At 41.0% G+C, this 23,081-nt stretch carries 23 protein-coding genes and 2 pseudogenes; 14 read left to right on the forward strand and 11 right to left on the reverse strand.

All coding sequences use genetic code 11. The features are described 5' to 3' along the window. Positions 1-13 precede the first annotated feature (13 nt). The 4 genes and pseudogenes from ISP07_RS05320 to ISP07_RS20770 form a co-directional block, all read left to right on the forward strand. A complete protein-coding gene (locus tag ISP07_RS05320; RefSeq protein WP_209327036.1) occupies positions 14-364 on the forward strand; it encodes a RidA family protein in 351 nt (116 codons plus the stop codon). Next, on the forward strand, positions 348-824 hold the full coding sequence (locus ISP07_RS05325; protein WP_209327037.1) for an ASCH domain-containing protein: 477 nt from the start codon (positions 348-350) through the stop codon (positions 822-824). Before ISP07_RS05320 ends, ISP07_RS05325 begins: the two co-directional genes overlap by 17 nt. Beyond that, entirely contained in the window at positions 821-982 is a 162-nt protein-coding gene (locus ISP07_RS20765) for an SDR family NAD(P)-dependent oxidoreductase (protein ID WP_420706824.1), read from the forward strand. Before ISP07_RS05325 ends, ISP07_RS20765 begins: the two co-directional genes overlap by 4 nt. Positions 983-994: 12 nt before the next feature. Further along, positions 995-1,174 (forward strand): annotated as a pseudogene (locus ISP07_RS20770) (SDR family oxidoreductase); the annotation flags it as partial. A 1-nt stretch (position 1,175) separates the two neighbouring features. Here ISP07_RS20770 and ISP07_RS20685 read toward each other — a convergent pair. The 3 genes from ISP07_RS20685 to smrB all read right to left on the reverse strand — a co-directional run bounded on the left by ISP07_RS20685 (position 1,176) and on the right by smrB (position 4,227). Continuing rightward, positions 1,176-2,492, reverse strand: a complete 1,317-nt coding sequence (locus ISP07_RS20685) for a sensor domain-containing diguanylate cyclase (protein WP_209327038.1) — start codon at positions 2,490-2,492, stop codon at positions 1,176-1,178. A 232-nt stretch (positions 2,493-2,724) separates the two neighbouring features. Next, positions 2,725-3,645, reverse strand: coding sequence for an AEC family transporter (locus tag ISP07_RS05340; protein WP_209327039.1), 921 nt, complete (start codon positions 3,643-3,645; stop codon positions 2,725-2,727). A 24-nt stretch (positions 3,646-3,669) separates the two neighbouring features. Further along, positions 3,670-4,227: an endonuclease SmrB gene (gene smrB / locus ISP07_RS05345; protein WP_054562116.1), complete on the reverse strand. Its 558-nt coding sequence runs from the start codon at positions 4,225-4,227 to the stop codon at positions 3,670-3,672. 101 nt (positions 4,228-4,328) lie between these two features. Here smrB and prmB point away from each other — a divergent pair, with 101 nt between their 5' ends. Both prmB and aroC read left to right on the forward strand, forming a co-directional pair. Beyond that, on the forward strand, positions 4,329-5,264 hold the full coding sequence (gene prmB, locus ISP07_RS05350; protein WP_138599003.1) for a 50S ribosomal protein L3 N(5)-glutamine methyltransferase: 936 nt from the start codon (positions 4,329-4,331) through the stop codon (positions 5,262-5,264). A gap of 65 nt (positions 5,265-5,329) precedes the next feature. Then, entirely contained in the window at positions 5,330-6,430 is a 1,101-nt protein-coding gene (gene aroC, locus ISP07_RS05355) for a chorismate synthase (RefSeq protein WP_062569802.1), read from the forward strand. A gap of 80 nt (positions 6,431-6,510) precedes the next feature. Here the strand turns inward: aroC and ISP07_RS05360 are convergent, their stop codons facing one another. From ISP07_RS05360 to ISP07_RS05370, 3 genes are all read right to left on the reverse strand, one after another. Further along, positions 6,511-7,656, reverse strand: a complete 1,146-nt coding sequence (locus ISP07_RS05360) for a lipase family protein (RefSeq protein WP_209327040.1) — start codon at positions 7,654-7,656, stop codon at positions 6,511-6,513. Beyond that, a complete protein-coding gene (locus ISP07_RS05365; protein WP_209327041.1) occupies positions 7,646-8,296 on the reverse strand; it encodes a carboxypeptidase-like regulatory domain-containing protein in 651 nt (216 codons plus the stop codon). Before ISP07_RS05365 ends, ISP07_RS05360 begins: the two co-directional genes overlap by 11 nt. An 86-nt stretch (positions 8,297-8,382) precedes the next feature. Beyond that, positions 8,383-9,240: a LysR family transcriptional regulator gene (locus ISP07_RS05370; RefSeq protein ID WP_209327042.1), complete on the reverse strand. Its 858-nt coding sequence runs from the start codon at positions 9,238-9,240 to the stop codon at positions 8,383-8,385. 101 nt (positions 9,241-9,341) lie between these two features. On the opposite strand from ISP07_RS05370, the gene ISP07_RS05375 reads away from it, so the two are divergent. The 7 genes and pseudogenes from ISP07_RS05375 (at position 9,342) to ISP07_RS05405 (ending at position 17,646) form a co-directional block, all read left to right on the forward strand. Continuing rightward, positions 9,342-9,992, forward strand: a complete 651-nt coding sequence (locus tag ISP07_RS05375) for a glutathione S-transferase family protein (RefSeq protein WP_209327043.1) — start codon at positions 9,342-9,344, stop codon at positions 9,990-9,992. A 267-nt stretch (positions 9,993-10,259) separates the two neighbouring features. After that, entirely contained in the window at positions 10,260-11,330 is a 1,071-nt protein-coding gene (locus ISP07_RS05380; protein ID WP_209327044.1) for a GGDEF domain-containing protein, read from the forward strand. A gap of 927 nt (positions 11,331-12,257) precedes the next feature. Continuing rightward, a pseudogene (locus tag ISP07_RS05385) lies at positions 12,258-13,865 on the forward strand (HD-GYP domain-containing protein); the annotation flags it as partial. Positions 13,866-13,955: 90 nt separating this feature from the next. After that, positions 13,956-14,525 (forward strand): elongation factor P hydroxylase, encoded by a 570-nt coding sequence (locus ISP07_RS05390; RefSeq protein ID WP_138598995.1) that lies wholly within the window; start codon positions 13,956-13,958, stop codon positions 14,523-14,525. Next, positions 14,515-15,657 carry an ATP-NAD kinase family protein gene (locus ISP07_RS05395; protein ID WP_209327046.1) on the forward strand — a complete coding sequence of 381 codons (1,143 nt, stop codon included), beginning with the start codon at positions 14,515-14,517 and terminating at the stop codon, positions 15,655-15,657. Before ISP07_RS05390 ends, ISP07_RS05395 begins: the two co-directional genes overlap by 11 nt. A gap of 2 nt (positions 15,658-15,659) precedes the next feature. Further along, on the forward strand, positions 15,660-15,938 hold the full coding sequence (locus tag ISP07_RS05400) for a YfcL family protein (protein ID WP_054553188.1): 279 nt from the start codon (positions 15,660-15,662) through the stop codon (positions 15,936-15,938). Between the two features lie 148 nt (positions 15,939-16,086). Next, entirely contained in the window at positions 16,087-17,646 is a 1,560-nt protein-coding gene (locus ISP07_RS05405; protein WP_054562105.1) for an AbgT family transporter, read from the forward strand. Positions 17,647-17,779: 133 nt separating this feature from the next. Here the strand turns inward: ISP07_RS05405 and ISP07_RS05410 are convergent, their stop codons facing one another. From ISP07_RS05410 to ISP07_RS05420, 3 genes are all read right to left on the reverse strand, one after another. Next, on the reverse strand, positions 17,780-19,585 hold the full coding sequence (locus tag ISP07_RS05410; protein WP_138598993.1) for a DEAD/DEAH box helicase: 1,806 nt from the start codon (positions 19,583-19,585) through the stop codon (positions 17,780-17,782). A 147-nt stretch (positions 19,586-19,732) separates the two neighbouring features. Beyond that, on the reverse strand, positions 19,733-19,996 hold the full coding sequence (locus tag ISP07_RS05415; RefSeq protein WP_054553185.1) for a GrxA family glutaredoxin: 264 nt from the start codon (positions 19,994-19,996) through the stop codon (positions 19,733-19,735). 111 nt (positions 19,997-20,107) lie between these two features. Further along, entirely contained in the window at positions 20,108-20,566 is a 459-nt protein-coding gene (locus tag ISP07_RS05420; protein WP_228290524.1) for a TlpA family protein disulfide reductase, read from the reverse strand. 329 nt (positions 20,567-20,895) lie between these two features. Between ISP07_RS05420 and ISP07_RS05425 the strand changes: the two genes are divergently transcribed. Then, on the forward strand, positions 20,896-21,342 hold the full coding sequence (locus ISP07_RS05425; RefSeq protein WP_054562102.1) for an Hsp20 family protein: 447 nt from the start codon (positions 20,896-20,898) through the stop codon (positions 21,340-21,342). 39 nt (positions 21,343-21,381) lie between these two features. Here the strand turns inward: ISP07_RS05425 and ISP07_RS05430 are convergent, their stop codons facing one another. Continuing rightward, a complete protein-coding gene (locus ISP07_RS05430) occupies positions 21,382-21,906 on the reverse strand; it encodes a hypothetical protein (protein ID WP_209327047.1) in 525 nt (174 codons plus the stop codon). Next, positions 21,903-23,069 carry a peptidyl-prolyl cis-trans isomerase gene (locus ISP07_RS05435; protein ID WP_228290525.1) on the reverse strand — a complete coding sequence of 389 codons (1,167 nt, stop codon included), beginning with the start codon at positions 23,067-23,069 and terminating at the stop codon, positions 21,903-21,905. Before ISP07_RS05435 ends, ISP07_RS05430 begins: the two co-directional genes overlap by 4 nt. Positions 23,070-23,081: the final 12 nt, after the last annotated feature.

The following is a 23,081-nucleotide window of genomic DNA, read 5'->3' on the forward strand; positions in this document are numbered from 1 at the left end:
TTAAGTTCTTACTATGACAATCGAACGTTTACAAACCGGTGCCCGAATGAGCCGCATCGTTAAGCATAACGGCACAGTTTACTTATGCGGCCAAGTTTGTGCCGATGCCGAAAAAGATATCACCGAACAAACTCAAACCATGCTGGATAAGGTCGAAGCGCTACTTGTTGAAGCAGGTAGTAGCAAAGAGCACATGCTAAGCGCCACAATCTACTTGAAAAGCATGGAATACTTTGCACAGATGAATGCAGTTTGGGATGCTTGGGTACCACAAGGTCATGCGCCTGCTCGCGCTTGTGTTGAGGCAAAAATGGCGCGTGACGCACTACTTGTAGAGATTTCTGTCGTTGCAGCTGTTAAGTAACGAGCAGCGTATCGCGCAGTTGATTGCTCGCTTTAATGAGCAATCAGGCCGCGCAGTGACTGAACTACCAAGTTGGCATTTTTGTGACAATGAGCAAGATGCTAATGAATGCGCATTACTGGTTTTAAATGGCGTAAAACAAGCCACAACCCCTTCACTTTATTGGTTTAAAGCCAATAATGAAACCCTTCCTGAAGTTGGTGATTTAGCTATTTTTACCAATTGGCAGGGACAGCCCCTCGGCATTATTGAAACCGTCTCTGTAACTATTACCCCATATAATCAAATAAGCGCCGATTACGCCGCATTAGAAGGCGAGGGCGACAAAAGCCTTGAGTACTGGCAGCGTGTGCATTGGGATTATTATCAACGAGAGCTCGCAGGTACAGGCTATCAATGTCACCCTGAGATGCCGTTGGTGTGTGAGCAATTTAGGTTAGTTTTCAGGGAGTCAGAATGAATACGAATCCAGTAGTTCTTATTACCGGAGGCGGCCGCGGTATAGGGGCTGCGACAGCAAAACTGTTTACGAGACATGGCTATGATGTGTGTATTAACTATAAGTCAGATCACGCAAGTGCAGAGCAGGTCGCTGATGAGAAAAAGCGCTTGGCGTGAATGCGTATTTGTATTTATACCGATATGCAACGCGATGGCGGTGAAGCAAACCGAGTTGATAGGTTAAAATCTAAGTTGCCGCTAGGGCGCGGTGGTGAAGCAGAAGAGGTCGCCTCAGCGATTTACTTTTTGGCAAGTGAGCAAGCCTCATTCACAACAGGCAGTTTTATCGATGTATCGGGTGGGCTTTAAGTTAAAAAGCTTTACGCACACGATTGCGGCCTTGCTGCTTTGCTTCATACAACGCTCTATCAGCATCAGCTACAATGCTCTCAAGTTTTTCAGCTCTTTGTGCTTGAGTAACTCCGAAACTTGCCGTCACCTTTAATGATTGACTATTTACGGTAAATAAATTTAACTCAATGTCTTTTCTAATTTTTTCAGCTAACTGGCTCGCAATCGATAGACTTGTGTTAGGCATAAAAATAATAAATTCTTCACCTCCCCAACGGCTAGCAACATCTTGCTCTCCTAAGTTGCTTCTGAGTATTTTTGCTACCTCTTTAATAACCTTATCTCCGGTATTATGGCCATACAGATCATTAATGTTCTTAAAATGATCAATATCAACCATGATTAAAGCGAGGCTATTCTCTTTTTCGGTATGTTCTTCAAACCAGTGGTTTATTTTGTCTCTATTCGCTAGTTTTGTGAGTGGATCTATGTTTATTCTTGCCTCAATACTTTTACGCTGATAAGCAAATGCAGCATAAATAAACAATAATAAGAAAAACAAAATTGCAGCCAATTGAGCGCTGTGACTGAAAAATGCATAGTTAATTTCTGCTTGTCTTTTAGCCATAGGCGATATTAAAAAAACTCGCCAATCTAGTTGGGGCAAGTTGAATTGCGTAACAACATGATCATCCTGCTCTATTTGGATAATGATACTGCTCAAATTCTCCATGTTGGCCAGCTCTTGTGCCGCATTTTTGAACCAACTAAGTTCATTTAAGTTAACAATATCAGTAAACTGTGCTTGAAAGTCTCGATGAGATGAAAGCACCACCTCGTCAACGTTATTGACAAAAAGTAAGTCGTAGCCATGTGTAGCTTTATATTGTTGAAAAGCTTCCCAAAATGACTGAAGACTTTTACCTACACCTATAAAGCCTAAAAAGTCGCCTTGCTCAGAATAAACTTTGATATCTACGTATAAATGTACGTTCTCGCGGTTTCCTAAGATAGCAACGGTATCGCCTTGCATTGCTTTTACTTTTGGATACCACTCGATATTCTCTTTTAGTAAATCAATCGTTGTGCCATCAGAATTAAATTGCATTTGTTGTTGCTCACTTGCTACAAAAACGAGCATATTTAAATTTTCCTGAAGCTGTTCTAAGTGGTTTAGAATGGCGGCTTGGTCTAGTTCACTATCAGTAAGTAAGTTACTTAAACTTCCAGTGCTCGCTAAGGCTTGAGCAGTATGAACAGGCTTGTAGAGTTCTTCGACAACCAATGAAAAAACAGGGGCAATAGACTGTTGTTGTAAGCGACTTTGTTCAGCCACTATATTACTTATAGTGAGATAAGATGCGTAACCAATGACGAAAATGATGCAAATTAAAATGCTATATAAGTTTCGTTGATGCCGTAAAATCGTTTTCACTGAAAGCCTTTCTAAAGTGGTGCTTATAAATTTGTGATTAGTTAAAAGACGATGTTGTGCAATTATAAGTCAAGTTCATTATAGCGAATATATTAAATACTGCTTTTTCAATATTTTTAGTAATGACTTCTAGCTAGAGTAACACGTTTAACCAAGCACTAAAGCTCACTACACTCAATACTGTTGAAAGCACGACGCTACTTGCCAGTGTCGCTTGGTGTTGCTTAATTTGATTGGCGATTAGATAAGCGTTGACCCCTAAAGGAGAGGCGCTTAAAAGTACTAACACGTTCAGTAATGATTGCTCTAGGTTGAATACGCTGCCTGCAAAAAAGTAGACCCCGCACGGTAACACTAAAAGCTTGATGATGGTTGCAATGAGTGATGCTTGTAAGTTGTCGGCCACTTTATAAAATGCAAGGTTTGCCCCTAATACAAATAACGCACAGGCAATGGCAGGTTTCGCAAGTAGACTCAGGGCATTTGCAAAATCATCAAAAAGTGTAAAGCCAAGTAGGTTAACAGCCAAGCCGCTACTGATGCTTAACACGACTGGATTGAGCAGCATGTTTTTAGCAAATGCTCGCCAAGAGAATGTTTGCTGCGATTTAGCGCTGAGCAAAAAGGTGAGGGTAAACAAAAGTGCGCTATGAAAAGTGATGATCATAAATACAATACCGACCATCTGTTGCCCAAGTGCTGCAATAATAATAGGCAAACCTACCAGTACCGTATTTGAGTAACTACTGCCAAGGGCAAATACAGCATGACGTGACGACGCAGATTGCTTGCTAATGAGGTAGCGGTCAATAACATAGCCGAGGGCGTAAATGGCCAATACCGGGATGTAAAAACTCAAAAAGCCTGCAATAGATACACTATTTTGTAAATCGGCTTGGGCCATATTTAAAAATAGAAAAGCAGGCACACTGATATAAAAAGTAAACTTACTTAACCCTGCTATATGCTCTTTCGATAAAAACGTGCTTCGCGAGCTAATGTAACCACTTAACACTATAAAAATCAGTGGAAAGATAATCGAAAAAATATGCACTTTAGACCTTATGATAAAAAGACGTTAGCGTCTGAACTCATCACTTTGTGGAAGATTAATTAAAATAAGTACTGCACCTTTACCACCAAATTCAAGAGGCGCTTGGTGCATAGCAATCACATCAGGATGTTGCACTAAATATTGCGGTACCTTGTGTTTAAGTATGCGCTCACCAATGCCATGCACAACACAAGCGCAATAGTAATGCTGTTTTTTACACTCATGAATTAAACCCGCCAACTCATCTTTGGCTAATTCTTTATTTAAGCCATGTAAATCAAGGGTTAAATCAGGTGGGTAATCTCCACGGCGAAGCTGTTTTGCTAAAAAGCTATCGTGACCTGGTTTGACATAACTTACGGTGCCATGAGTGTCGATGTCTGGTACATATTCATCAGAAAAGAAAAATTCTGCCTGATGTTGCTTTTTTTGCTGGGAAAATTGCTTCGCTTGTGACACTTTAGGCTTATTGGTGAATCGGATAGTGTCTTGTTTAAATGCTTTGGCACCACTGATACTCTGACGAAATAAGTCAATATCGTCAGTGCTAATGTGGTTGTTGGCGTGGGGATCTTTTTTCATGGCGGCAGTCTAAACAAAAAAACGCTAAAAATCGAGTAAAAACCAACTGAAAAGACGGTACAATACGCGTCAGAACAGACTTTGAAAGTTAAGGAACATACATGAACCATTTCCAGATAGAAGACGCAATTTTAGACGAGGCAATTGCAGAACTTTCAACGTTGCATGATTGGTTACGTTGGACAACCAGTCAATTTGCCAGCAGTGGTATTTTCTTTGGGCACGGCACAGATAATGCGTGGGATGAAGCAGTTAGCTTACTATTACCAGCATTAAGCTTGCCAATCGATGCGCCAAAAGAGCTTATGCATGCGCGTTTAACCAGCACCGAGAAAAACCGCTTAGCTGAACTTATTGCAGAACGTATTAATGATTGTACGCCAGTACCGTACCTGACCAACACCGCGTGGTTTGCAGGTATGCCGTTTTATGTTGATGAGCGCGTGTTAATTCCACGTTCGCCATTTGCAGAGTTAATTAATAATCGCTTTGCACCTTGGTTAGAAGAGCCAAGCTCAGTAATGCGCATACTTGATTTATGTACCGGCTCTGCATGTATCGCTATTGCACTTGCACAAGCATTTGAAGATGCGCAGGTCGATGCGGTTGATATTTCATATGAAGCGCTCGAAGTTGCTGATATTAATATTAGCGATTACATGCTGAATGATCGTGTACTGCCAATTCAGTCAGACGTGTTTAGTGGTGTCCCGGGTCAAAAATATGACCTGATCGTAGCTAACCCACCGTATGTTGATGCTGAAGATATGGCTGATTTACCACGTGAATTCCATCACGAGCCAGAGCTTGGTTTAGCATCGGGTCATGATGGTCTTGATGTTACTCGCACCATCCTAGCTGAAGCTGCTGAGCATCTAACTGATAACGGTTTGTTATTTGTCGAAGTTGGTAACTCTATGGTACATATGGAAGAGCTGTACCCTGGCGCACCATTTGAGTGGGTTGAATTTGAACAAGGTGGCCTTGGCGTGTTTGTGATCAGCAAACAGCAACTTGTTAACTATTTCGCAGATTAACAGCAGGTTTTAAAAGCCGAGCCTGAGGGCTCGGTCTCAGTAGTCATTAGGAATGAGGAAAATTAATGGCAGGTAATAGCATCGGGCAACTATTTAAAGTGTCTACCTTTGGTGAGAGCCACGGCGTTGCATTAGGCGGCGTTGTTGATGGCACACCAGCAGGTCTTGAAATTAGCGAGGCCGATTTACAAATTGATTTAGACCGTCGTAAGCCGGGGCAAAGTCGTTATACAACACAGCGCCGCGAAAGTGACGAAGTAAAAATTCTTTCAGGTGTATTCGAAGGTAAAACCACAGGTACTAGCATTGGTTTACTGATTGAAAACACCGATCAACGTTCAAAAGATTACGGCAAAATTGCCGATGTATTTCGCCCAGGTCATGGTGATTATACCTACTGGCATAAGTACGGTATTCGTGATTACCGAGGTGGTGGTCGCTCTTCTGCCCGTGAAACGGCGATTCGTGTAGCGGCGGGTGCAATTGCAAAAAAATACCTAAAACAATTTCATGGTATTGAAGTGCGTGCTTGTTTGAGCCAACTTGGGCCAATTAAAGCAGAAGACTACAACTGGGATGAAGTAGAAAATAATGCATTTTTCTTCCCGGATCCGAGTAAATTAGATGCGCTTGATGAATATATGCGCGACCTAAAAAAACAAGGTGACTCGGTAGGCGCTAAAGTTAAAGTGGTTGCTAAAAATGTGCCTGTTGGTCTCGGTGAGCCAGTATTTGATCGCCTAGATGCAGAGCTTGCACACTCATTAATGAGTATTAATGCGGTAAAAGGCGTTGAGATTGGTGATGGCTTTGATGTGGTTGAGCAAAAAGGCTCTGAGCACCGTGATGAGTTAACTCCAGACGGGTTTACATCAAATCACGCGGGCGGTGTACTTGCAGGTATCTCGACAGGGCAAGATATCATTGCCTCTATCGCACTTAAACCAACCTCAAGCATTACCATACCGGGTAACAGCATTAATACCAGCAACGAAGCGGTAGAGATGATCACCAAAGGACGTCATGACCCATGTGTGGGCATTCGTGCAATTCCTATTGCTGAGGCGATGATGGCGATTACCTTAATGGATCACTTATTGCGCCAACGTGGTCAAAACCCACATGTAAGCCACGAACATGGACCAATCAAAGGTTCGATTGATTAACTTGATTTAGCAAAGAACTATAAACTTAAAACGCGGCTCTAATATTGCCGCGTTTTTGATTGCAGAAGGTCAATAGAAGCTTAAATACGATCAATTGCCTGTTTTGCTACCATGTATAGCTTTTTGATCATTAAACCTAATACCCAACGAATAAATTGAGCGGTAAGCTCTTTGACTTCATACGATGCTTTACCAACAAACGCGAGCATGTGGCCAATTAACCCTTTTAACTCTTCTGTAAGCTCGACAAATTTAACCACTGATTCATATAGGCAGCGGGCTAAAATATCATAAAAAGTTAACCCGACAGTTAAACCTGCCTGTGCAGAGATGAAGGCGTATTGTCCTGTTTTCTTTAAAAAAGTAATTAAGCCATTGGTAATTACTCGCTGCCAGTTTAGCGAGAATCTAACATTAAAGCGCTGATCATACTTTAATACAGTATGGTTGTAGTGAAGGGGCTTAATTGAGCTTTCCATGCTTGCGTAGTCTTTAAATACATCAACAGATTTGATATACCCTGGAGAACTTCCTTCCATGGAATGAGCCGCAATGTTAAAAGATGCTCCTTCATTCATTGCCGTTTGATATTCGCTAGATGTATGGCTAAACGGCCAAGCAGGCACGCATGGGACGGGGTCTGCGCCATGTGTAACGCGATACTGGCCAATATTATGCGCGGCAGAATGTACGGAGTGGTTCAAAACAACCCGAGGCGCACCAAAGGTATATAAATTTACAGGAATGCCTTTTTCACTTGCCCAAATTGCCGTAAGTTGTGCGATGGCACCACCAAGGCTATGCCCAACAAGGTGCAAGCACTTAGGTTTATGACTTTTTAAATAAGCCTCAAACATGGGCTTCATACTGGTAAATGCTTTTTCGAAACCAGAGTGCACCTCTAAGTTTTTAGGTCCATGAGTAATGGCTACATTTAAATTGGTTAGCCAATCAGAACAGGAGGTAAAAACAGTTCCGCGGATACCTATAATATGATGACCTTTAAATTGTGGGGATATTCCTTGTGCTGTTAATGCAAATCCTGTTGTTCGGTTAAGAAGCTGATTAATTAAGCCACCACTAACGCCTTTGATTTGGTTCGAGGTGATTTCGAAATTCGCTAAAAAATCTTCGTGGAATATATTACTGAATTTGTTTGATTTTCTAATATCATATACACGAGCCGCAACACTGGCTGCTGTGCTTGGTGAAATACTATGGCTCATTTGGGATTTCCTTTCCTGTAAATCTATCCGTTAATTTATTGAAGTCACCTTCATGAATACGGTACTTCGGCTCATTATTCTCAATAATCCAAGTGGGTACATAGTCATCTTCCCATCTACAAATGCTTGAAGCTAAGTAATTGTAGTTAGAACTGCTTTTATCTGGGAACTTAAATTGCACCCATCGATTTGATAATTCACAATTCAAGAATGACAGCTTCTTACTGTACTCTGGAATTTCATTAATCCCAGACTGAGTTGCAACCCATAAAGGAGTTAGCTCATCACCTTTCTCAATAAAAATTTCTTGAGAAACACGATGCTCAGCAATCAATTTATTAGGTATTGAAGATAAAATTGTTTTCTTAGGAAAGTGAAAGCACCCGTTTTCATCGGTTATTGCAGTGTCGCGATGAACTTTTTCATCTATGTAGATTAATGAGCGAATTATCTCTACGTTAGCAACAGGTTGACCATTTTCAGTCACAATACCATTGACTTCTGGGCTTAAAAATACTTCTTTTTTCTTTCTGAACCAGCTAAACATATCGTCTCCTTGACCTATAGCTGTGGAAATAATTACACACGCAGAGAAGGCTAAAATGATGTGGGTAATTTTATTTGTAATTGATTTTTTCATAAGCAATCCATGCATATTTAGGGAACACTAATAGATTGAAAAACAGATGTAAAGTTGATTGTTTCTTTTTTATGCCTGTTAGAATTTTAATAAGGGGAGTAGGCTGTGTTTGCTATCAGTCCCACAATCTGTTTTAACTGCTCATGGCTGAGAGGGTTGTGGCCGTGATTACCGTATAGCAGGACGATATCAATGACAGGTAGTGTCGGTAGGGAGTTGTCGCTCACCTCTTCCACACCCGATTGCATGCTTATTCGCGCCATACTGCCGATTGCTAGTCCCTGTTCAATCAAGCCATGTAACGCTCCCGCTGAGCCACAACAGGCAATAATATTAAAACGACGCTCGGTTTTTAATAGACCCTCAATACTGGCTAGGTGAAACTTACAGTCTCGTTGAAACAAGGCGATTGGAAGTGGGGTTGAATCGTTAATCTCAAAAGCAGGGCTTTTCACCCACACGCCTTGGCTTGATTGTAATAAGTAGCCTTCTTCGCTGTCTGGCGAGCGAGTGGCAATCACCAAATCGAGCATACCTTGGTCTAGTTTGGCTCTAAGCTCAGTGCTTGGGGCGCAGCTTATTTGTAAATCCAGTGCATTAAACTGTTGGTGTAAGGCATCAACAAGCTCTGGTAGTAAAGAATGAGCATAGTCGTCAGGACAACCAATGCGCACACGTAAATTGCCAGTGCCTGCTTTTAATTGCTTAAAGGCTTCATCATGAAGCGCTATCAATTGCTTTGCATAGCTTGCTAGCTGGTGGCCTTGATGGGTTAGCACCAGTTGACGACCTTGCTTTTCAAATAGCGGACTTGCGAGGTCTTGTTCCAGCTTTTTCATTTGCATACTTACTGCAGATTGGGTTCTGCAAATTTGTGCTGCAGCGCGGGTGAAACTGCCTGTATCAACAAAGGCACAAAAAGTCCTGAGGGCATCAATATCCATAATGTATCAGCATCTCTTATAGTTAACATAAAAACAATTGGCGAGTAATTGCCCAATTGCTGTTTTATAGTGAGCCCAATCTAAACGTTAAAGGAAGTACAATGCAATTATTTATTGGCAATAAAAACTACTCAACTTGGTCATTGCGAGCGTGGTATTTACTGAGTAAATTCAATATCTCTTTTACAGAACAACAATTAGTTCTAGATACGCCTGAATTTTATGAAGCATTAAAAAGTACGTTTCCCGTGCAAAAAGTGCCGGCACTTATTGATGCTGAGTTAACTGTGTGGGACTCACTCGCTATTTGTGAATACATCAATGATGCTTATCTAAGTGGTGCCGCTTGGCCTGATGAAATAGCCCAAAGAGCAAAAGCGCGAAGTCTAGCTGCCGAGATGCACTCTGGTTTTGCTGCACTTCGTAATGAAATGCCAATGAATATCCGCGCTAAAAGGCATGTTGAATTATCAGAACAAGCTAAAAAAGATATTGCCCGTATCGATGAGATATTTTCGGCTCAACAGCAAAGGTATCCTAATGCGTGGTTATTTGGCGAATTCTCTATTGTTGATGCAATGTTTGCACCTGTGGTACTGCGCTTTAAAACGTATCAGGTTACGCTTTCGCGTGCTGCACAAGCTTATTGTCAGCATGTATTTGCGTGTCCAGTCATGCAAACATGGATTCGAGAAGCGTTAAAAGAAACCGATATAGTCAAGTCTGATGAGGCCGGCGAGAATGCTTGGTAAAAAAATAAAGAGTATTTTATTAATGCTTTGTAACTAATCCCTGCTTTTTAATGGCTAATTTGAGGTATTTTTATACAAAATGACTAGTTTAATTAATGAACTATCATTCTATAATAGGGGAATAGCTCTTTATTTGAACATTCCTCTGTTACTCATTTCATTAGGCACGTATTTATGGGCGCATTTGCTGCAAAGTTATTAAACAAAGATCTGACAATAAAGCGCTTTGCTTGCCAGTTTAATTCATTGCAGGTCGAGCAAATATTTTTGCAAAGCAAATTTAAACAGGATAGAAGGGTCGCGCAGTTTTTATGTTTTACAGTTGCATTGGTCACAACATTAGTTACGTTCTTTGATGAATTGATTATTCAAGCTGAATTTTGGCCTAACATTGCTTTGATAGGTCGCACCGTTATTGTTTCTATTTGTATTATCGGTGGAATAGGGCTTAGTTTTGTAAAGAGCTTAAAACAATTTAAGTACATCACAGTTTTGTTTATGGCTTTTTTATCTCTAAGTATGCAATCAATGGCGTATACCTATGAGCGTACTTACATACTGCATCTTTTTTTCGATGTAATAATTTTGATTACTTTCTATTTTTCAACTTTGGTATCATTTAGGTTGTCAGCTTTTCTTGGCCTTTCATATAGTGTAGTTGCCTTGTTAGTGATTTTTTTTACCAAGGATATTAATAGCCATACTTCATATATGGTCATATTAGCGCATGTAGCTGTAAATTTAACTGGTATGATCATGTCAGCCCATCAGCACCTAATGCGCCGCGAACTTTTTGTTCGAAATACGCAACTAGGTCAATTAGCGCAAGAAATGCAGAGCCAAGCATTTAAAGATGCACTGACTCAATTACCGAATAGAAGAGCCTTTGATAATAGTTATGAAGACTATCAACGGATAACTAAGCAACAGCAGCAAAAAATGAAGCAAGTGTGCGTTATTTTGGCTGATATAGATTATTTTAAACAGGTCAATGATAACCATGGCCATGAAGTTGGTGATGGTATACTTGAGCTTTTCTCTACTTTCTTAACTCAGTCATTACGCACTTCCGATGATGTTTATCGTTTTGGTGGTGAAGAGTTTGTTATTGTTTTACCGCTTTGTTCGGTGTCCGATGCTGAAAAAATAATCGAAAATATGATCTCCAAGCTGAATACTGAACCATTTGAAGTTGGAGAGCTTTCATTATTAATTAGAGCTAGCTTTGGTTTAACAGTAATGCGAGAGGAGCAGCAAAAATCAGTGATAGCTAGAGCTGATGCTGCACTCTACGAAGCAAAAGGTAGTGGTCGAAATCAGTTAGTAGTAAAAATTTAACGAGTCTAGATTATTTGGTTTATGTGTAAGTTTAGCAAAATGTATTAGATTTATTTATATCTGGATAATTATTTAGAGCTAGCAGGGAGTCGCACATTGTTTTCACAGAATGAAAGAAGATTTAAAATTTCAATACGCGTAAGTGTGTTATTAATATTTGCACTAGCGAGCTTGCTAACTGGAATCGTGGCGATCAGTCTGCACTATTATTTCAGTGAAAAATTAGTCCTTCAAACCAAAACCGAACAATTCAAATCAACCAGCCAACAAATAGCTGACCACATCACTCGAATTAATCAGCGGGTAGATAATACATTAAGTGTTATGATCCACGATAACAGACTGTTTTCAGGGAACTTTGATGAAAATAATTCTTTGCGAAATATTCTAATAGAAGTATTAAACAAACACCCAGACTTTCATTCATTGTTGTTAGGGTATGCTAATGGTGACTTCATTGAAGTTGTGAATTTACGTGGTCATGCTCAATTACCAAAACCTAACGATCTTAGAGCTGAAGATAGATGGCTTATTTTTAAGGTGTTAGGACAGGGTGAGTCTCGTCATCAAACTACATATTATTTAGATGAAAACCTATCATTAAATAGGAAATACAAACAAACTCCAGATTACGACCCTCGAAAGCGGTTATGGTTTAACGATGCAAAAGTTGGCACAGTTACCAAAACTCAACAGTATATTTTTAATCTACTAAAGATACCTGGTTATACGTACACAATAAAATCTGAACAAACGGGAGGAGTGCTTGCTATTGATGTTGCAAGTTCTAGCTTGAGTGCATTTTTAATTAAACAACAGCAAAAAATGCAGTTTCTAGTTTCTTCCGAAATGTACGTTTATCGTGGAGATGGTGAAATAATCGCTAAAAGTAAAACACAAGGTCATCATCACTCGTTTGATGACTTATCCAAGATAATCAAAACAAATGAGCAAACCATAGGACTCGCTAATGGACAACATCAATTTGGCAAAATGCTAAGTGTGAATGAGGATGGTGTTGAGAAATATATGTTTGTATTGCAACTGCCACTCAGTAGTGAAATGCAATCTGATGAAATTGATTATTTTGCGGTTCTTGTGGCTAAAAACGATGTACTAGCAATTATTAAAGAAAAGATTCAGATCTCAATATTAGTTACAGGGTTATGTTTGCTTTTGCTGCTGCCTGTCTCTTGGTTTTTTGCCTCTTCAATCGTTAACCCAATACTTAAATTAGTGGGTGAGAATAAAAAAATTCAACAGCGTGACTACAATGAGGTTTCAACGCTTTCGAGCCATATTCTAGAAATTCATTATTTAGCTAGTTCGATGGTTGATATGAGTCGCTCGATTGAGCAACATGAAAACTCACAAAAAGCGTTGATGGAGTCGTTTGTAGAGCTTATAGCGCAAGCCATTGATGATAAATCGCCATATACGGCAGGGCATTGTGAGCGGGTGCCTGAGTTGGGTATTTGGCTTGCTGATGCAGCATCAGGTTCAACAGATGAGGCGTTTTCTGAGTTCAGTTTTAAAACCCCGGATGAGCGACGAGAATTCCGCTTAGCAGCGTGGCTACATGACTGCGGTAAAATCACTACACCAGAGCATATTGTTGATAAAGGCACTAAGCTCGAAACCATTTATAACCGTATTCATGAGGTACGCACCCGATTTGAAGTGCTACTACGTGATGCAAAAATTACCTACTATGAGCAACTATTAGCGCATCCAGAGCAGCAATCTGTGCTTAAACAAAAGCTTGAGCAACAAACAGAGAAGTTACACGCAGACTTTAGCTTCATTGCCGCTTGTAATGTTGGTGGTGAGTTTATGGATGAAGCGCAGTTGTCTCGTTTACATGAGGTTGCTAGCATCAAGTGGCAGCGTCATTTTGACGCAAGTTTAGGTTTATCGCCCCTTGAAGAAATGCGTATGGCTGATTTGAAAAATCAGCATTTACCTGTTGAAGAGTCACTCCTGAGCGATAAGCCAAGTGATTTAATTCCACACGAAAAAGCCGTTGAGTACCCAGAAAGTTTAGGCATTAACATGGCAATTCCTGAGTATAAATATAACCTTGGTGAAGTGTATAACTTATCTGTGGCACGAGGCACGTTAACAGCGGAAGACCGATTTAAGATCAATGAGCATGTGATCAGCACAATTCGTATGCTAGGTAGTGTGCCATTCCCGAAAGAATTAGCGAAAGTTCCGCGCTATGCTTCTACTCATCACGAAACTTTAAAAGGGACAGGCTATCCGCGAAAATTAACCGCTGAGCAGTTATCAATACCCGAACGTGTGTTAGTACTTGCTGATATCTTCGAAGCAATAACCGCGGCCGATAGGCCTTATAAAAAAGCCAAGCCACTCAGTGTTGCCATTGATATTTTAGCCAAGATGGTAGCCGATCAGCATGTTGATGAAGATGTATTCAAATTATTCTTAACATCAGGTATTTACCTAAAGTATGCAAAACGCTATTTAAACCCAGAGCAAATCGATGATGTTGATATCGCAAAATACCTGTAACTGAGGGCGGTTGCTTTTACTTTGGAGTGAAAAGTCCGTACAATTCGCCTCGTTTTTAGTGACGCTTTTAACGAGATGAATTCAAGCCGTATGCATCAGATTGCTGACTTAATCGCTATTTTTGAAAACACCTTTTATCAAAGCCATAACACGCGTTTGATAAAGGGTGATGATGAACCTATTTACCTGCCTGCTGATGAGCAAACGCCTTATCACCAAATTGTGTTTGCCCACGGCTTTTATGCCAGCGCCTTACACGAAATTGCCCATTGGCTGGTGGCTGGTGAGGCACGTCGGTTAAAAGAAGATTATGGCTATTGGTATTGCCCAGATGGTCGTGATAAGCACCAGCAAGCTGAATTTGAAGCAGTTGAAGTAAAGCCCCAAGCTATTGAATGGGCGCTCAGTACTGCAGCAGGTTTCGATTTTAATGTATCGGTTGATAATTTAAATGGCGAGCAAACCTGCCGATTCGATTTTCAAGCGCGCGTTCACCAGCAAGTGTTGAGCTTTTTAGCATCTGGTTTTAACCAGCGCACGACAGCACTGCTTAAAGCATTGAGTGATTTCTATAAAACCCCATGGCCACTAACGGCTGCACAGTTTACGTGGCAGCGCGATTTTCATGGCAACCCAGGAGCTTTATCTGATGCAGTTTAAATTAGGCTTGATTGTAAATCCGGTTGCCGGCTTAGGTGGCAGTGTCGCACTAAAGGGCAGTGATGGCGCAGATACCGCCGCAAAAGCAATGCAACTTGGTGCTGAGCCAAAAGCAAACTTACGTACCCGAGCGGCACTTGAAGTGCTGCTTGCCCATCAAGATGATTTAACCATTTACACTGTAAACGGTGAAATGGGCGAGCAAACGGCAAAGCAGTTAGGCTTTCAAAGCCACGTTATTTACCAAACAAACGATATCACCACCCCAGATGACACAGAGCAGGCTGCCAAGCTATTAGTTGAGCAAGGTGTCGACCTAATTTTATTTGCAGGTGGCGATGGTACTGCCCGCAATATTTGTCATGCGGTTGGCGATAGCACTCCTGTATTAGGTATTCCTGCAGGCTGTAAAATCCATTCTGGGGTTTATGCTATTACCCCAAAAGCAGCTGGGCGTGTTGTTGAGATGCTGGTTAAAGGTGAACTTGTAAGCCTTGGTGATGCAGATGTAATGGATATCGACGAAGAGGCATTTCGCGAGGGCACGGTAAAAGCTAAGCGCTATGGTGAAATGCAAGTGCCGAGTGAAGTACGTTATGTTCAGGCAGTTAAAAATGGTGGTAAAGAAACCGATGAATTAGTGCTTGCCGATATAGCTGCCTATGTTGTTAGTGAAATGGATGAAGACTGCTTGTATGTGATGGGCAGTGGTTCTACAGTCGCGGCAATAATGGATGAAATGGGTCTTGAAAATACCTTGCTAGGTGTAGACTTAGTGGCAGACCAAGAGCTTATCGCGCAGGATTTAACTGCTCAGCAATTACTTGAGCTCACAAAAGGTAAAGAAACCAAATTGGTGATTACTTTAATTGGTGGCCAAGGCCATATCTTTGGCCGAGGTAATCAGCAATTAAGCCCTGCACTTATTCGTGCTATTGGCCGCGACAACATTATTGTGGTGGCTACTAAAACTAAATTACAGGCCTTGAATGGCCGACCACTGATTGCCGATACGGGTGACAGTGAGTTAGACGATGAATTAAGTGGTTATATTCGCGTAACCACAGGTTTCAATGACCATATTATGTATGCAGTGGGTCATCAAGATGGGCTGCACCCAGAGGAGAAGTAACAATGAGTTTAGTAAGTTATATTGATGCAGCGCAGCAATATTTTGATGATTTAGTTGATAAAGCAACAGACGACGAGCTATTTGCTGGTGGCTATTTACGTGGTCACTTTGACTTAGCTGTAGGCTATGCACAAGTAGAAGAATTAAACTTATCGATTGATGAGTTAAATAATCAAGTTGAATCTAGCCTCGTTAAAGCTTATCGCAACGGTGAGTTAAACGAAGAAGATAAAGAGCTTGTTGTGCGCCTATGGGATGAAGTGAAAGCACTTGCAGCCTAATCTAATTAAATAAAATTCTGTAAAGCGACCTGTGTCGCTTTTTTTACATAATCACTTTACCTTTATCAGGTAATTACATTAACTTAAAATTTACCTTATTAGTTAGATACGTTAAGGTTAACGAGATATTTTTCCAGGGAATTTGAAAATGAATAACAATAATGATGTGCAGGCACCAAGTGGTGCAATTGCACGTTTTCTAAATACCATTGAGAGGGTGGGTAACAAGCTACCTGATCCAGCGATTATCTTTTTAGTCGCAATGCTACTTATTTGGTTTTTATCTTGGCTTTTCTCGGGCACTACATTTGATGCAATCGATCCGCGCACTGGCGAAGCCATCGTTGTAAATAACCTATTAGCAGGGGATTCCCTTGCCACCTTCTTATCTTCGATGGTGAAAACCTTCACTGGCTTTGCGCCGCTTGGTGTAGTGCTGGTTGCTATGTTAGGTGTTGGTGTTGCTGAGCATTCTGGCTTTATCAATACCGGCCTTAAATTAATGTTAAAAGTAACGCCTAAGCAGCTTTTAACACCGTCTATTATTTTAGTGGCGATTGTCAGCCATACCGCAACTGATGCCGGTTACGTACTAGTAATCCCTCTTGCTGGGGTTATTTTCTATGCGATGGGGCGTCATCCGCTTGCAGGTATTGCAGCTGCGTTTGCTGGGGTAAGTGGAGGCTTTAGCGCAAACTTTATTCCATCAGGGATTGATCCGTTACTGCAAAGCTTTACCCAAAGTGCCGCGCAAATTATTAACCCAGATATGGCGATTAACCCGCTCAACAACTGGTTTTTCACCTCAGCTTCGAGCCTGTTTATTATCTTATTAGGCTGGTATATCACAGATAAAATCATCGAGCCACGTTTACAAAATACGCCACTTGATGGAGATACTGAAGACTTACCTGCCTTTGATGAAGCACGCAGTGATGAAAAACGTGCGTTCTATATTGCAAGCACAGTGATGATTGCAGGCCTTGCTCTACTTTGGTTTGTCTCAGCGCCAGCCGACTCTGCAATGCGAAGCAGTGATGGCTCATTAACTAATTTCCGTTCACCGTTAATGCAATCAATTGTGCCACTTATCTTCTTACTGTTTTGGATCCCTGGTGCCGTCTACGGTTTTGCCGTGGGTACCTTCAAAAGCTCTAAAGATATGATCGATGCAATGAGCAAAGCGATGAGCGGCATGGCTTACTATATTGTTATGGCGTTCTTCTGTGCGTTATTTATTGCTGCATTTAGTAAATCAAACCTAGGTGCATTACTTGCAATTGAAGGCGCACAACTATTAAAAGCAATGGCTCTGCCAAGCTCAGTCACGGTAGTAGGCATTATCTTCTTAACGGCGTTCGTGAATCTATTTGTTGGCTCAAGCTCGGCAAAATGGGCGCTATTAGGGCCAATCTTTGTACCCATGCTGATGCAACTGGGTATTTCACCTGATTTAACGCAAGCTGCGTACCGTGTAGGTGACTCAAGCTCGAATATCATCACGCCACTAATGCCATACTTCCCACTGGTTGTTGTGTACTGCCAAAAGTATGTTAAAGGCACCGGTATCGGCACCTTAATTGCGATGATGTTACCGTATTCAATCGCCTTCTTAATCGGTTGGAGTATCTTCTTACTCGCGTACTGGGGCTTAGGTATTCCACTAGGTCTTCAATCAAGCTACGCATACCCAGCCATCGGCTCATAAGGACAAAGCCTCAGCAATCCAGCGTGAGGCTTTAAAAACTGAAGGCTAATAGCTGACAGCTTTACTACAGACACAAAAAAACCTTGTCACTCGCATGACAAGGTTTTTTTATTGCTTAAAGCTTAAGCTTCAATTAGTTCGCAGTGAAGCTCACAGGACGACGCTCTTTACGAGGGCCACCACGTTTTTCGCCACGGTCTTTGAAGTTACGCTTCTTATCACCACGATCACCACTTGGGCGCTCAGAGCGAGGAGCCGCAGGACCTTGGTCTTGCGTTAGCGTCATGTTCATCGGACGTTTACAGATAAATACCTTTTGGAAGTGATCAAGCACATCTTTTGGCATGTTCTGTGGTAACTGTACCGTACTGTGATTGTCATGTAAGCGAATATCACCAATGAACTTGCTTGAGATATCAGCTTCGTTAGCAATCGCACCAACGATATTTTTAACCTGTACACCGTGCTCACGACCTACTTCGATACGGTAAGTATCCATAGGACCCATGTTACGGCTGTTGCGCTCACGCGGCTCACGAGGTTTACGCTCGCGTCCTTGGCGGTCGCCACGATCACCACGTTCATTGCGACGACGCTCATTGCGTTCGCCACGTGGTTGAACTTTAACTTCTTCAACCTTGATTGGTGATTGTTGCTGCGCTAAACAAAGTAATGCACCTGCTAAGTCTTCAGCACTTAATTCAAGTTTTTCTGCCATATCAGCAGCAACTTGATTAAAGAAAGTGATGTCTTTGTTTTCAAGCGCAATTGTAAGCTTGTCTTGAAGCGCTTTAATGCGCTTTTCTTCAACAACTTTAGCTGTTGGTAAATCAACTTGTGCGATATCAGATTTCGTATGACGAATGATATTTTTAAGTAAATAACGCTCGTTATGTTTTACGAAAAGAATCGCTTTACCTTGACGACCCGCACGACCAGTACGGCCAATACGGTGAACGTAGGCTTCTGAATCTTGTGGAATATCGTAGTTAATTACTAAGCTTAAACGGTCTACATCAAGACCACGTGCAGCAACGTCTGTTGCAATAACGATATCAACTAGGCCGTTTTTCAAACGATCTACTGTACGTTCACGTGCTTGTTGGTTCATGTCACCATTAAGTGGTGCCGCAGAGAAACCTTCGCGCTCAAGTAATTCAGCTAACTGTACCGTGTCGTTACGTGTACGTACGAAAACAATTGCACCATCGTATTGTTCTGCTTCTAAGAAGCGAACGATAGCTTTGTTTTTGTGTACGTGTGCATTCCAAAATACTTGCTCAACCGTTGATACAGTTGAGTTACGCGCAGAGATATGAACTTGCTCAGGCTCATTCATGTACTTGCTGCTGATATTTTGAATTTGCTTAGGCATGGTCGCAGAGAAAAGACATGTTTGCTTTTCACGTGGCGTTTTCTCCATGATGCTTTCTACATCATCAATGAAGCCCATGCGTAACATTTCGTCTGCTTCATCAAGAACAAGGGCTTGTAAGCTCTCAAACTTGATTGTGCCACGGTTAATGTGGTCAATTAAGCGACCTGGCGTTGCAACAATGATTTGCGCGCCACGACGAAGTGCACTTAGTTGGATGCTATAGCTTTGGCCACCATAAAGGGCTAAAACTTCAACACCACGAGTATGCTTAGCATATTGTTCGAATGCCTCAGCTACTTGGATCGCAAGTTCACGCGTAGGCGTTAAAACAAGGATCTGTGGCTGCTTCACAGACGGGTCAATATTATTTAGTAACGGCAGTGCAAATGCTGCTGTTTTACCTGTACCCGTTTGCGCTAGTCCCAGTACGTCCTTTCTTTCTAGCAATAACGGTATACATTGAGCTTGGATTTCAGATGGAGTCTTGTAACCCAACTCTTCAACTGCTTTAAGGATTGCAGGAGAAAGATTTAGAGATTCAAACGTGACTGGTTCTGACATTAATACGCCTCAACGAATTTAAAGAGGCGCGCATTGTATAGGAAATACAAGGCAATTGCTTGTATAAATTACAACTAATTTGTATGTGGTTGATGTTGGTCATAATTTAATCAGTTTAAATTTACCAAAATCAACCACGTTTACAATTTATTGATATAACCCTAAATTTTCTTTAGCGTACGCTTCGAATTCAGTAAAGCCACCAATGTGGGCTTGGTCAATAAAAATCTGTGGTACGGTTGGGCAAGGTTTGCCTGCAGACTGTTCTAAATCTGCTTTGCTGATGCCTTCTTTAATGATGTCGATATAACGGTATTTAAAATCGTCACGCTCATTTGCTAGTTTTTCAGCAACGTCTTTTGCACGAACACAGTATGGGCAGCCTTCACGGCCAAAAATTACAGTTAACATATCGCTCTCCTCGATGGTTTATCTGATTATCATCTTAACGGATTAAATGAATAAAAACAGCGCATAAAATCGATTGCACTATTCTGTTTTTTCTCATTATTAGCGATTGAGCTAATCTAGAGTTCGCATTCTAAGGCCTAGTTCTGTTGAGTAACCCATAGAATGCGCAGTAATGGCCAACTGTTCATCAATAACATAATAAGTTGGGTAGGCACTGATTTTATAATCTTGACCTGTACTTTTACTGCCAAGTAGCACCGGCATTGTTAATTCGAGTGAATTAGTAAACTGTTTTACTTCAGTAATGTTTTGGTAATCAAGGGCAATTGCTATGGCATTTAACTTACCTTGCTGATGAGCCTTTTCTAAATTTGGCATACTGTAACGACAAATTGAGCACCAAGGCGCAAAGAAATACACCACTGTTTGCTTGCCTTGTAATTGTGCAATGGTCATCCGCTCTGTCGGGTTTTTTAGCGTGGCTAAATTAAAATAGGGGGCAGGGGTTTTATCAGTTGAGAGTAAATTACGTTGCTGAAATGCGGTCACGGCATACACAACGACTGCCATTAAAACGACATTTTTTAGCACACTGATAAATTTTTTTAAAAAAGTTGGATTTTTTTTCATTGTTATTTTGTACGTTGTTAGCCCTTTAAAATCAACTTATTCAGACCAGTTTGAGAGCACTTAACTTTCATTTAATTTAAAAAAATTACAATTTTTTTTGCTAAAAATCTTGAAAAGATTTTACCCGCCCATAAATAGTTTAGTGAGGACGCCTGATGGGTCCCAAACAAACTAAAGTAATTGAAATATATAGTATTAATTTAACTTTGTTAGCACTGGTTCAATAGAAGAGTACTAACAAAATATCGCTTAAATATGAGGATATAATTATGCGTACAGTAGACTTATCACCACTTTATCGTTCATTCATCGGTTTCGATCATTTAGCATCATTAATGGATGCGGCAGCTCGCACAGACAAGCAGCCAAGTTTTCCTCCGTACAACATCGAGGCACTCGATAAAGACAAATATCGTATCACTATGGCTGTAGCAGGTTTTAGTGACAGTGAATTGACCATTGAGTCAGAAAACAACACATTGAAAGTCAGCGGTACTAAAGCTGATAAACAAGATAATGCTGAGCGTAAGTTTATCCATCAAGGCATTGCAGAGCGTAACTTTGAACGTAAGTTCCAATTAGGTGACCACGTTAAAGTACTTGGTGCAGACCTTGAAAACGGCTTACTAAGTATCGATTTAGAGCGTGAAATTCCAGAAGCTTTAAAACCACGTAAAATTGAAATCGGTAATGGTAAATTACTCGAAAACAAGTAATTACCAACAGCATTGTTTCCCCTAGTTAGTTTTGCCGCCTCATTTGAGGCGGCTTTTTTCGTTATGTTTAGCAACTAATTCCGCTTGCATCGTCTTTAAAGCCGCAATTTTATCTTCGGCTTCATTAAGCTTATCTTCTGACAATCCCGCTTGCTTACCACGTTCTAAAAGAGATTCGAGAGTAGCAATTTTACTTTCTGCGGCATCAATAAAGCGAAGTTCTAATTCAGTTTGTTGTGTTTGATGGTATGCCTGATACGCTTTATGGTCATTAAGATCACCTGTAAACCGCTTCGTCTGCTGGGGCTGCTTTGCAATGGGTGGAAAGTAATCGGGGGTTGTGATTGCCGCATTTGTATCGGCCTCATCGATTGTTTCACTTGCAATTAAAGTTGGCTTTACGTGCATACTGGTCATTGCTTGTTGATTACGAACATCTTTTTTCTCAACCTCAACGGGCAGCAGTGCTTTTTCAGCAGGCACTAAAGCAATATGTTTTGATTGCACATGCATAATAACCGCAGCACTAAAAAGCACACAAAGTGCTAAAGCTAGCCATTTCATAACTTAATCCCATGCGCTTTTTGCCACGCCAACCAACTCTGTTGGTAGTTAATTATGGCTTTTTCAATTGCGATGGCCTTTTTAGCTTGATAGCGTACCGTTTCGTCATTTGCGCTAAAGTAGCCAAACGCATGATCATAGCTCATTACTACCACCCATAAACCATTCGGTGAGCGTATTACCTCACTTAACTGTTGAGGCTTTTGTGTGAATGCTAATTGTACTGCCCAATTTCGTTTATGCTCTCGGGTTAAGTAGTTATTATATTGAGCGTAAATATTGAGCTGATTTAATTGCTTTAGTGCGTGTTGTATTGAGCTTGTTTCAGCTTGCTTTTTAAATGCTAAAGCCGCTTCTCTATCGGTAAATTCGCCGCCATGGGCCTTAACCGATTTTAGATAATGAAATCTTTCTTTGTGTTGTTGGTAATATTGCTGGATTTCAGCGTCAGTAACCTTGTTCTCTAAGCGAGTTAACATAGGGCTCTCTACATGCATAATACCTTTTACCCCTAACCAGCTTTGAATCGAAGGCCTTAGGATATCGCCCTTGGCTATAGAATAAAGATGGGGTAGCGAAAGTTGCTGTGTTTGTATGACCGCATCAGCTTGCTTTAAATGCAAAAGAAATTGTCGATGTTTTAAAACTTCGGTTTTGAACAGTTCGCTATCTCCTTGATGCAAACGAAAGCGAGTCTGCATAGAAAGAGGTGCAATAAATTCGTACAGCGTCATTGAGTTTTCAAACAAATCGAGTTTAATAGCATTGAACTGTTTGATTTGGGCATCACTGTACTGACCATCCAGAGGATATAGCCCTAAGTTGGTTTTCAGCCAGTGTTTATCAAATGGTTCAAGCCCAGTTGTAGCTGGTTTACCGGTGAGATTTAACTGATGAATAAACAGATTATCTAAGTAGCGCATTACATGGTAATGAGTTGAAAAGCCAACACTCGCTTGGCGCTCTACAAGCTCAGGCATGTTTTTCTGTGCGTACTTAAGTAAAAATTGATTTTCGTAAAGGCGTTCACGTGTTTGCTGTTTGCTAATATCAGGGCTTTGTTCTTTGTAGACCTGCCACATGAGATCAATTTCAGATTCTGTGTATTGATTAAACGCAGCAACTGCTAGGTTGCTAAAAAGCAAACCTAGCAGTGCTGTCAAAATGTAAAGCCC

It is taken from the genome of Pseudoalteromonas sp. PA2MD11 (genome assembly GCF_017808125.1).
Classification (GTDB): Bacteria; Pseudomonadota; Gammaproteobacteria; order Enterobacterales; family Alteromonadaceae; genus Pseudoalteromonas; species Pseudoalteromonas simplex.